Origin of the sequence: Ferrimonas kyonanensis DSM 18153 (assembly GCF_000425405.1) — a bacterium.
In the GTDB taxonomy this organism is placed as follows: domain Bacteria; phylum Pseudomonadota; class Gammaproteobacteria; order Enterobacterales; family Shewanellaceae; genus Ferrimonas; species Ferrimonas kyonanensis.
Genome location: NZ_KE384373.1, coordinates 1 through 10,268, shown reverse-complemented (window position 1 = coordinate 10,268; position 10,268 = coordinate 1). Strand labels below are relative to the sequence as shown.

Genomic DNA, 10,268 nt, shown 5'->3' with positions numbered 1-10,268 from the left:
TGGTTGCGGGGGCCAGATTTGAACTGACGACCTTCGGGTTATGAGCCCGACGAGCTACCAGGCTGCTCCACCCCGCGTCCGCATTGCTTTCAACACACCGGACAACTGGTTGCCTGTTTGCTGAAAACGGGGCGCATATTAAGCCGCGAACGGTAAGCTGTCAACTCCCGTCGAACAAAAAACTGCATCTGACCAATCAGTTGCCTATGTAGTGCCCAACATACCGATTTTCATCATTAAAAAGAATACCTCAAGGCTGGAATCTGCGCACAAAAAAATGCCCTCACAACGGTGACGGCGATGCTCGCCTGCTAAACGTTCGCCGCCAGCAGTGACAAGATAATTGATGGATTTAAGAGGGTTCGTTCATTTTCCAGGCTGATTGGTACTTTAGCCTTTGCTCAAGCGCCGAATAGGCGTTAGCCCGTCGCAATTTCAGAGACTTCCATCGCGTCTGATTGCGTCCCGCCAATCGGGGCCACTCTAAATTGCCGGTGACAAGCAGGGCATTCCACCTGGGTTGGGGTGTTAGTGGCCGTGTCAGGGGCGGCTCGCCCCAGTAGCAGTTGCTCATTGCCACAATTGCACACCCAGGCGGCGTTAGTACCGGTGGCAATGGCTTTTCCTCGAGAACCGTCCAGGTAGACCACCTCGATCTGTGTGCGTTTTGGGGACATCGCTGAAATACCTTTTGGCTGAAGTGTTTATTAGGAGTCACTCTACTGCCTCGCAGCGGTGCTTTCAAAGAGGCTGTTTGTTGTAGACGAGGTCAAGACAGAAAGCGGGCAGGGTGTTTCTAACGACTGTCACTTGAGGGAAATGATTGTCAGTGATGTAAGAGATCGCTGCGAACTCGATTGGGCGGCCGTGAGGGTGGTGCTGGTTTGAACGAGGGCAGCATCGCTTAGGTTGTCGATATCTTAAGCATGCGATGGGCGAAGGTCACACTTTTAGGGCGCTATGGTGATACAATCCCGACTAAATTGGTTGGTCGTTTAAACTTGATTTTCAGTCATGTTTTGTCGTTGTCGATTTTCTCATCAGCCTGGAAAAACTTGTTGATTTGCTTGACACAAGCTCAGTGTGTTTAACGTATAAGTTTTTTCGAATGTTGCCGTTTCGACTATTGACATCTCTCTAGTGCACGCCGCTCAAGGGGTTTCAAGCTTTATCCACTGTTTTTGTGGATAACTGTGTTAGTTAAAGTTATGCAAATTGCTGTAATGCCTGCCACAATGGGCTTCATGTCGATTTCCACAGGCGCTGTGAGTAACTGGCTGCCTATATAAAACAACAACTTAAGAATGACCTCTCAAGTGGTCATTAAAATGCACAACATTTAAATGTTTGTTTGATTGCAGCTTCAGAAGCTGTGTATTAAATGACAGATTTTGTGCCGAAAGCGTCATTTATGCGCATATTTGAACTATTGGAGGCCAAGTGAGCCGAACGACTGTCCATGACCTGACTCAAGGCAGTGTGAACACACAATTATGGCGAATGACCTGGCCAATGCTGATTGCCATGTCGATGATGATGACCTTCAACTTCGTCGATGCCTATTTTGTCAGCTTGCTGGGAACGGCCGAGTTGGCGGCATTCAGTTTTACCTTTCCGGTAACCTTCACGGTGATCAGTCTGGTCATTGGTTTGGGCGTGGGCACCTCGGCAACGGTGGCCAGCAGTCAGGGTAAAGGCGACAGCGAATTGGCACGGCATCAGGGTGGTGTAGCGGTGGTGCTGTCTGCGGTGTTGGTGATGCTGCTCTGTGCCCTGGTTTGGCTGTTGCACGACGGCATTTTTGTGTTGATTGGTGCCGATCAAGCGACGTTGCCGGTCATTGCTCAGTTTATGGATGTATGGTTGATAGGTGGCGTATTTGTGGCCTTCCCAATGGTGGGTAATGCGGTGTTGCGCGCCAATGGCAATACGCGATTGCCCAGCATGGTCATGGCGTCTAGCGCGGCCATGAACGTAATTCTGGATCCGATTTTGATCTTTGGTTTAGGGCCAATTCCGGCGATGGGGCTGACCGGAGCGGCTTTGGCGACGGTGCTGGCGTATGCCTTCAGTTCGGCCATCATTCTGTACATGCTGTTTATCCAGATGAAAGCCATTGCCTGGAAGGCCAGTTGGAATTGCCGGCTGCAGTCGGCAAAAACCATCTTGGCCATCGGCTTACCGGCGTCCAGTTCCAACATGCTGACTCCAGTCGCTATGGCGGGTATGACTGCCATTATTGCTCAATATGGCCATGAGGCGGTGGCGGCGTTTGGAGTCGGAGGTCGGCTGGAGTCGCTGGTTACTCTGGTGATTTTAACGCTGTCCATGACACTGCCACCGTTTATCAGTCAGAATTACGCTGCGGGGCGGCACGATCGCGTTCGTCAAGCTTATCTGGGCACCATTAAGTTTGTCTTGGTTTTTCAGGGGGCGGTGTACTTACTGTTGCTGTTGCTGTCCTCCTTTATCGGCGATGCGTTCGGACAAGATAAAGCGGTGGCAGAGATCATTGTTCTGTTGGTCACCATTCTGCCGTTGGCCTACGGGGCTCAGGGGGTGGTTATCCTATCCAATTCTAGCCTAAATGCCTTGCATAAACCGATGTTGGCTTTGGGGCTGAACCTGGTCCGCCTATTTGTCATGTATCTGCCTCTGGCATTCATTGGTGGTAAAATTGCCGGCCTGACCGGGGTGTTTGTGGGAGCGGCCATTGCCAACTTGATCACCGGCGTAATCGCCTGGCGTACCGTCTGCGGTCAGTTGTGTCCAGTTAAAGAATCGACCACCGAGGAACCCAATGAGTCGACCGTTTAAGCTTTGTTCGCCTTTTAAACCGGCGGGAGATCAGCCGGAAGCCATTGCCAAGATGATCGACGGCATTGACAGTGGCTTGGCTCACCAGACGCTGCTGGGAGTAACCGGCTCTGGCAAGACTTACTCCATGGCCAATGTGATTGCCGAACTTGGTCGGCCAACCATTATCATGGCCCCAAATAAAACCTTGGCAGCTCAACTGTATGGTGAAATGAAAGAGTTTTTCCCGGAAAACTCGGTCGAGTACTTCGTTTCTTATTACGACTATTATCAGCCAGAAGCTTATGTGCCGGCGTCCGATACTTTTATCGAGAAAGATGCCTCCATCAACGATCACATTGAGCAGATGCGGCTGTCGGCCACCAAAGCGCTGATGGAGCGTAAAGATGTGGTGTTGGTGGCTTCGGTGTCGGCCATCTACGGTCTTGGGGATCCTAAGGCCTACATGGCCATGTTGTTGCATTTGCGCCAGGGTGACATCATTAATCAGCGTGACATGCTGAAGCGGCTGGCGGAGCTGCAGTACACCCGCAATGATATGGCGTTCGAGCGCGGCACGTTTCGAGTGCGCGGAGAGGTCATCGACATCTTCCCGGCGGATTCCGAGCGTCATGCGGTGCGGGTCGAGTTGTTCGATGAAGAGGTCGAGCGAATCACTCTGTTTGATCCCCTCACCGGCGCTCTTGAAAAAGAGGTCGCACGGGCCACGGTATACCCGAAAACCCACTACGTCACACCGCGTGAGACGGTGCTTGAGGCGATTGAGCACATCAAGGCGGAGCTCAAAGTGCGCCATCAGTATTTGCTGGATAACAATAAGTTGATCGAGGCGCAGCGGATCAAAGAACGCACTCAATTTGATATTGAGATGATGTTGGAGCTGGGGTATTGCTCCGGCATTGAAAACTACTCTCGTTACCTGTCAGGGCGGGCCCCAGGAGAGCCGCCGCCGACGCTGCTCGATTACTTGCCCGATGACGGATTGTTGGTGATTGATGAGTCCCACGTAACGGTGCCTCAGATTGGGGCCATGTACAAAGGCGATCGCTCCCGAAAAGAGACTCTGGTGGAGTATGGGTTTCGATTGCCGTCGGCCATGGACAACCGGCCATTGAAATTTGAGGAGTTTGAGTCCATCACTCCGCAGACGGTGTTTATCTCGGCCACGCCGGGCAAATACGAGCTGGAAAAATCCCATGATGAGGTGATCGATCAGGTGGTTCGTCCAACCGGTCTGCTCGACCCAGAACTGGAAGTCCGCCCGGTCTCCACCCAAGTGGACGATCTGCTGTCCGAAGCCAGAAAACGCATCGAAGTGGGCGAGCGGGTGTTGGTGACCACACTGACCAAGCGCATGGCGGAAGATCTGAGTGAGTACCTCGATGAGCATGGTATTAAGGTGCGCTACCTGCACTCGGACATTGATACCGTCGAGCGGATGGAGATCATTCGTGATCTGCGCCTGGGTGAGTTTGATGTGCTGGTCGGCATTAACTTGTTGCGAGAAGGCTTGGACATGCCCGAAGTATCGCTGGTAGCGATTCTGGATGCGGATAAGGAGGGCTTCTTGCGCTCCGATCGGTCGCTGATCCAGACTATTGGCCGGGCGGCGAGAAACCTCAATGGTAAGGCAATCCTATATGCCGATCGCATCACCGGTTCGATGAGGCGGGCAATGGACGAGACCAATCGCCGCCGGGACAAGCAACAGGCCCATAACCAGGCCCACGGTATTGTGCCTACCGGTTTGAATAAGAAGATCACCGATGTAATGGACATTGGCGGACGTCCTGGTCAGCAGAGTGGTAAACGCCGGGTGGCAGAGCCTAAGCCTGTCTATCAGCCAGTGGATCCCAAAGCGTTGGCCAAAGAGATTAAGTCCCTGGAAACCAAAATGTATGAGCATGCACGCAACCTCGAGTTTGAGGAGGCCGCGTCGGTTCGGGATCAGATTGAGGCGCTCAGACAGCAACTGGCCGCCGGATAGCCCATACTTAAGGCTGAGAAAGGGCGCCAATGGCGCTCACTCAGACTTGGGTTGGTGCGGCGTCTTCAGGTCGACAATCGGGCCGAAGATGCCGGGCACCACAGCGATGTGGAGGGCGAGTTATGCAAAAAGCATTGGGCATTACCCTTTTTGCTGTCGCCGCTGTTGCGGCACTGATCTTGGGCAGCATGGAGGTAGAGAACGCAAAACGTCAGCAGGTCGATAGCGCACAGGCTGAATTGTTACAGCCACAGCCTCAAGCGCGGATGTTTGATACCAGTGGCATGATCTACGATTACAGCCAGCCAGAGACTCCCGATATTAACCAACTGCTGCAAGATTACCCTACCGCCGCCGGAGCCATTCGCGAAGCGGTGCGGGATAATTTGGCGTACGAAGCGGCAGTGGAAGGTGACTACGAGCAGGCGTATCGGCAGATGGCTCTGGCCTTCAAGGAAGGCCACGGCCAAGGCAGCTATGCCACTAGCTGGTAATGGAGCGTTCAGGTTGGCGCTTCAGTTGCATCAGCCCGACAAACAGCAACGCTGACAGCACGCCGTAGAGGTGGGCTTCGACGGCAACTCTGGCCTGAATCAAGCTTGCCAGGTCGCCGCTGGCGCCCACCACATTTTCCCAGGTGACCTTGGCGATAACCCCAATCAGAAGCAGTGGCCCCAGTTTGCTGCCGCTTTTCCAGTCCTGAATGGCGCCATAGGTAAACCAACTGTGCAGGACGGCACTCAGTCCGACATAACGTTGGGTGCCGTCGACCCACCAATACACACCTAGGCTGATGCACAGACCACAAAACAAACTCAACATGAGAATGGTTGAGAAACGAAAGTGAGGCTGGAACAGCCCTAACATCACCGCCATTCCCCCTAAGTTCATCAGCAGATGGTAGCCGTTACTGTGCAACAGGTGCCCGGTGAACAGGCGCCACCACTGATCGTGATCCAGGTGTGGCCGTGACCAGATCAGGGCGTCATGAAACTGCGGCAGCAGGTACAGGCCAATGGCCAAAATGGCCAGCAGCGCGGGCACACTCCACTGGCTGGCGCTGGGCCAGCCCCATTTGTCTTTAATCAAGGTGAGCCTTTTGTCGTGCATCGCTGAGGACGGTGTCCCGGTGGTTCAGGTAGTCTTCTAGCCCTCGACTGCGTAAGTGGCAGGCGGGGCAGTCGCCACAGCCTTTGCCTTTAATACCGTTGTAACAGGTGAGGGTATGATCCCGAACGAGAGCCAGAGACTGGTAGTGGTCGGCCATGGCCCAGGTTTCTGCCTTGTTGAGCCACATTAACGGTGTGACCAGCTTCAGCGGCCGGTCCATACCCTGAACCAGAGCAGACTCCATCGCCTTGACGAAGTCATTGCGGCAGTCCGGATAACCGGAGAAGTCGGTTTCACACACACCGGTGATGACCGCTTCGGCACCAATCTGATAGGCGTAGATCCCGGCCAGGGTCAGAAATAGAATGTTCCGGCCAGGCACAAAGGTATTTGGCAGGCCATTGTCCATCAGGGCGTGATCCACCTGAATGTCATCCCGGGTCAGGGCGGAGATGGCCAGTTCGTTTAGCAGGCCGACGTCAAGCACCTTGTGGGCTGTGACGCCGAGCTGGGAGGCCAGTGCCTGAGCGACTTCGATCTCTTGACGGTGGCGCTGGCCATAGTCGAAGGTAATGGCGTGTACTTCATCGTACTGTGTCAGAGCCTGTACCAGACAAGTGGTGGAATCCTGGCCGCCGCTAAAGACGACTACGGCTTTGGTAGTGCTCATGACAGCTCTCCGGTTTTTGCAAATGCATTCAGTTTGGTCATATAAGGTTCGATATCGCCAATATGGGTCGCGACCCATTCATTATCATAATAGCTGTCCAGATAGCGTTCGCCGCTGTCGCACAGCAGCGTCACAATAGAGCCGGACTCACCGCGCGCGGCCATCTCGGAGGCCAGTTGCAGGGCACCATAGAGGTTAGTGCCGGTACTGGCACCGGTTTTTCTGCCCAGAATCGATTCCAGCCAGTGAACCGTGGCTACCGAGGCCGCATCGGGAATTTTACGCATCTGGTCGACGACCCCCGGGATAAACGAAGGTTCTACCCGCGGCCGGCCAATCCCTTCGATGCGGGAACTGTGGTGGCTAGTGATATTGACATCGCCCTGTGTGAAGTAGTCGTAAAACACCGAGTTGTCCGGATCGACCACACACAGTTCGGTGTTCAGTTTCTGGTAGCGAATGTAACGGCCAATGGTGGCTGAGGTACCGCCGGTGCCCGGACTCATTACCACATAACGTGGCTCGGGAAAGCGTTCTCGCTGCATCTGGTTGAAGATGGCGTTGGCGATGTTGTTGTTACCCCGCCAGTCAGTGGCCCGTTCGGCGTAGGTGAATTGATCCATGTAGTGGCCGTTGCGCTCGCGGGCCAGTCGTTCGGATTCAACGTAGATGTCCTTAGGGTCGACCAGGTGGCAGATGCCGCCATAGAATTCAATCTGTCGAATCTTCTTGCTGGCGGTGGAGTGCGGCATCACCGCGATAAACGGCAGCCCCAGTAAGCGGGCAAAATAGGCTTCAGACACCGCAGTAGAGCCGGAGGAGGACTCGATCACCGGTGTCCCTTCGGTGATCCAGCCGTTGCTCAGGCCGTACAGGAACAGTGACCGGGCCAAGCGGTGTTTCAAGCTGCCGGTTGGATGGGTGCTTTCGTCCTTGAGGTAAAGATCGACCTCGGGCAGGCAGGGAAGATCCAGTTTAATCAGGTGCGTGTCGGCACTTCGCTGGAAATCGGCTTCAATCTGGGCAATAGCCCAGTTTACCCAACGACGAGACATCTTTATGATTCCTTCTGAGTTCGGAGCGGTGAACCTGAAGATGCGCAAGTCGCGTCAGCCTGATTATGGAGTCAGGTCAGGTTGTTAGTCCATCCGGTAACGTGATAACTGAGCAGGCATGGTACCCAATGCAAACCGAAGTGTTAAGAGAGTTAGCCACCCAACGCATGCCTTTTGGTAAATACCAAGGGGTGATTATGGCGGACATTCCTATCGCCTACCTAGTGTGGATGCAAAACAAGGGCTGGCCCAATGGCCCCATTGGTGAAAAACTGGCGCTGTTATTGGAGATCAAACACAACGGCCTGGGGTATCTGCTAACCCCATTAAAGGAACGGGACGACAGTGGCTACTGACGCCGCCAGGCGGTGTGGCCGTCAAAAAGTGGTTTGTGCTGCATAGGCAATTTAGTTAATTGCCTTGCCATGCCCGCGTACGCGGATATCCAGTGTCTGTGTTTTTCCTTATTCTTGCGAAGGTGAGAATCCAGCCTCTTTTTTTTTCAATTAAAAACAAAGTCGCTGGGCCCTCGCGTTCGCAAGGGTGACACGGTGAGGGTAGGTTGGTTGCGGGAAGAGCAGTGATCGCAGCGAAGCGAGGTTAGCTCTAGGTATCAGTCTACCTTCCGTCGAGCCTGCGCTGGCGATACGTTAATCACTCCTCGGTCGTGCCCGCGAACGCGGGTACCCAGTGTCTGTGCTTTTCCCTTTTTTTGCAAAGGTGAGAATCCAGCCTCTGTTTTTTCAATTAAAAACAAAGTCGCTGGGCCCTCGCGTTCGCAAGGGCGACGGTGCGAATAGGTTGGTTGCGGGAAGAGCAGTGATCGCAGCGAAGCGAGGTTGGCTCTAGGTATCAATCTACCTTCCGTCGAGCCTGCGCTGGCGATACCTTAATCACTCCTCGGTCGTGCCCGCGAACGCGGGTACCCAGTGTCTGTGCTTTTCCCTATTTTTGCAAAGGCGAAAATTCAGCGCCTTATTTTCAATCAAAATCTAAGTCGCTGGGCCCTCGCGTTCGCAAGGGTGACACGGTGAGGGTAGGTTGGTTGCGGGAAGAGCAGTGATCGCAGCGAAGCGAGGTTAGCTCTAGGTATCAGTCTACCTTCCGTCGAGCCTGCGCTGGCGGATCGGCTTCCGCGATACGTTAATCACTCCTCGGTCGTGCCCGCGAACGCGGGTACCCAGTGTCTTTTCTCTTAGCTGAATCCAAGCCACAGGGCCGTAACGCTCGAAAGGGTGAAACTAAGAGGGGCATTAATGGACTAAGCCGGTTCTGCGTTGCAATGACCAAGGTCGGCATCTTTGGCAAGCTGAATGGCGTCATTCACCCAGCGTTGGTGGTCCTTAAGTCCGGTAATCAGGCGCTTGGGGATAGCACTCAGGCCCAGATGAGCACCGCATAGGGCCCCGGTCATCGCCGCTCTGGCCATGTTATTACCGCCGCTATTGATGGCGGTCAATATCGGCTTCTCAAAGCTGTCAGGAGTGTGCGCTGCCAGAAAGAAAGCCGCAGGCATCAGCATAGAGAGAGAACAGGCCATGCCGTAAACTTGGGCAATGGCTTCCGGCGGCTGCACCTGAATGTGGGGGCTTTGTGCCGCCTGAATCCACCAGCCCATACCCAGTAGCACGTCGGGAAACGGTAATTCACGACTCGGGCGAGGCGGTGTCAGCCCCAGGTGTTGCTCTTCGGCCAATACAGCGTGAGTAAAGGGCAGCTCTCCCCGCAGTATCATCTGACGCATGGTTTGACCCAGATTGCCGTCCAGTGGCATACCGGCCACCAGAGCACCGATGACGATGCCAAAGGCGGTGGATGCGGTGACAATGGCAGGATCGCGGTGAGTCAGACGAGCGCAGGCGGCGCAGTGGAGTCCCGCTTGCATCAAATCACCATGATAGCGAGCACCAATCAGCACGGCTCGTTGGGCTGCTTCTGAGGTATCGGCTAATGAGGCAAAATCATCGTCATGCCAGTGTTTACCTTCCACTTTAAGGGCATACCAGATGTCGCGGATAGGTTGCTCGGTAAACCGGCCACTTTCTGGCTCACCATCAAGGGTATCTAGCAGCGGTTCGAGCCGTCGAAGGTAATCTTCTTCTTGGTAGGTTCCTTTGGCGACCAGACTTTCCAATAGAAGTTGCTGAAATTGACCGGTTTGAGAGACATCTCCTAATTCAACACCGTCGTGGTAGCGTCCTGGATGCACAGGCACGTAACCGCAGATCGGAGTAGGGTAGGCGGCGTGCAGTTCATCAAGGTCGTAATACCAATGTGGGCCGACGCCCAGCGCATCGCCGATGATCGAGCCCATAACGGCTCCGGCTGCGCGGTCTTGTTGGGGTGTCAGGGAATCGGCAAAGTGGTGATCGGACATGGCGGCGCTCCCGAAGTCGTGTCTGACTTACAGTGTAGCCTGAGTCGGTCGACTGACACCCCAAGGGCGATAGAGTAAGGGGTGATTTGCTGTCGTCTTTTGACCGTTGTTGCTTTCGATGAGACAAACAAAAACGCCGCCCAGAGGGCGGCGTTGAAATGATGGTGGAGGGGGAAGGATTCGAACCTTCGAAGGCGGAGCCGTCAGATTTACAGTCTGATCCCTTTGGCCACTCGGGAACCCCTCCACGGA

9 protein-coding genes and 2 tRNA genes are annotated in these 10,268 nt (G+C 54.3%); 4 read left to right on the top strand and 7 right to left on the bottom strand.

The features are described from left to right. Both H598_RS0122785 and H598_RS26705 read right to left on the bottom strand, forming a co-directional pair. Positions 1–77: transfer RNA gene (locus tag H598_RS0122785), tRNA-Met, on the bottom strand. Positions 78–419: 342 nt separating this feature from the next. After that, complete coding sequence (locus tag H598_RS26705; RefSeq protein ID WP_156897158.1) at positions 420–677, bottom strand: hypothetical protein; 258 nt, start codon at positions 675–677, stop codon at positions 420–422. An 823-nt stretch (positions 678–1,500) separates the two neighbouring features. Between H598_RS26705 and H598_RS0122780 the strand changes: the two genes are divergently transcribed. The 3 genes from H598_RS0122780 (at position 1,501) to H598_RS0122770 (ending at position 5,298) form a co-directional block, all read left to right on the top strand. Further along, positions 1,501–2,817, top strand: coding sequence for an MATE family efflux transporter (locus tag H598_RS0122780; protein ID WP_425402382.1), 1,317 nt, complete (start codon positions 1,501–1,503; stop codon positions 2,815–2,817). Next, positions 2,801–4,804, top strand: a complete 2,004-nt coding sequence (gene uvrB, locus H598_RS0122775) for an excinuclease ABC subunit UvrB (protein WP_028115066.1) — start codon at positions 2,801–2,803, stop codon at positions 4,802–4,804. Before H598_RS0122780 ends, uvrB begins: the two co-directional genes overlap by 17 nt. A gap of 122 nt (positions 4,805–4,926) precedes the next feature. Further along, complete coding sequence (locus H598_RS0122770) at positions 4,927–5,298, top strand: death domain-containing protein (protein WP_028115065.1); 372 nt, start codon at positions 4,927–4,929, stop codon at positions 5,296–5,298. On the opposite strand, the gene rrtA is transcribed toward H598_RS0122770, so the two are convergent. From rrtA to H598_RS0122755, 3 genes are read right to left on the bottom strand one after another with little or no spacing between them, the layout of a single operon-like run. Then, the gene (rrtA, locus tag H598_RS0122765; protein ID WP_028115064.1) at positions 5,288–5,893 is read right to left on the bottom strand and encodes a rhombosortase; all 606 of its coding nucleotides are present in this window, start codon (positions 5,891–5,893) and stop codon (positions 5,288–5,290) included. The genes H598_RS0122770 and rrtA overlap by 11 nt on opposite strands. Beyond that, the gene (gene queC / locus H598_RS0122760; RefSeq protein WP_028115063.1) at positions 5,886–6,584 is read right to left on the bottom strand and encodes a 7-cyano-7-deazaguanine synthase QueC; all 699 of its coding nucleotides are present in this window, start codon (positions 6,582–6,584) and stop codon (positions 5,886–5,888) included. Before queC ends, rrtA begins: the two co-directional genes overlap by 8 nt. Continuing rightward, complete coding sequence (locus tag H598_RS0122755) at positions 6,581–7,639, bottom strand: PLP-dependent cysteine synthase family protein (RefSeq protein WP_028115062.1); 1,059 nt, start codon at positions 7,637–7,639, stop codon at positions 6,581–6,583. Before H598_RS0122755 ends, queC begins: the two co-directional genes overlap by 4 nt. Positions 7,640–7,767: 128 nt before the next feature. Between H598_RS0122755 and H598_RS0122750 the strand changes: the two genes are divergently transcribed. Continuing rightward, the gene (locus H598_RS0122750) at positions 7,768–7,995 is read left to right on the top strand and encodes a DUF3820 family protein (RefSeq protein ID WP_028115061.1); all 228 of its coding nucleotides are present in this window, start codon (positions 7,768–7,770) and stop codon (positions 7,993–7,995) included. A gap of 905 nt (positions 7,996–8,900) precedes the next feature. Here H598_RS0122750 and H598_RS0122745 read toward each other — a convergent pair. Together H598_RS0122745 and H598_RS0122740 are read right to left on the bottom strand one after the other, a co-directional pair. Then, positions 8,901–10,016, bottom strand: coding sequence for an ADP-ribosylglycohydrolase family protein (locus H598_RS0122745; protein ID WP_051252967.1), 1,116 nt, complete (start codon positions 10,014–10,016; stop codon positions 8,901–8,903). A gap of 162 nt (positions 10,017–10,178) precedes the next feature. After that, positions 10,179–10,263, bottom strand: a tRNA-Tyr gene (locus H598_RS0122740). Between the last annotated feature and the right edge of the window lie 5 nt (positions 10,264–10,268).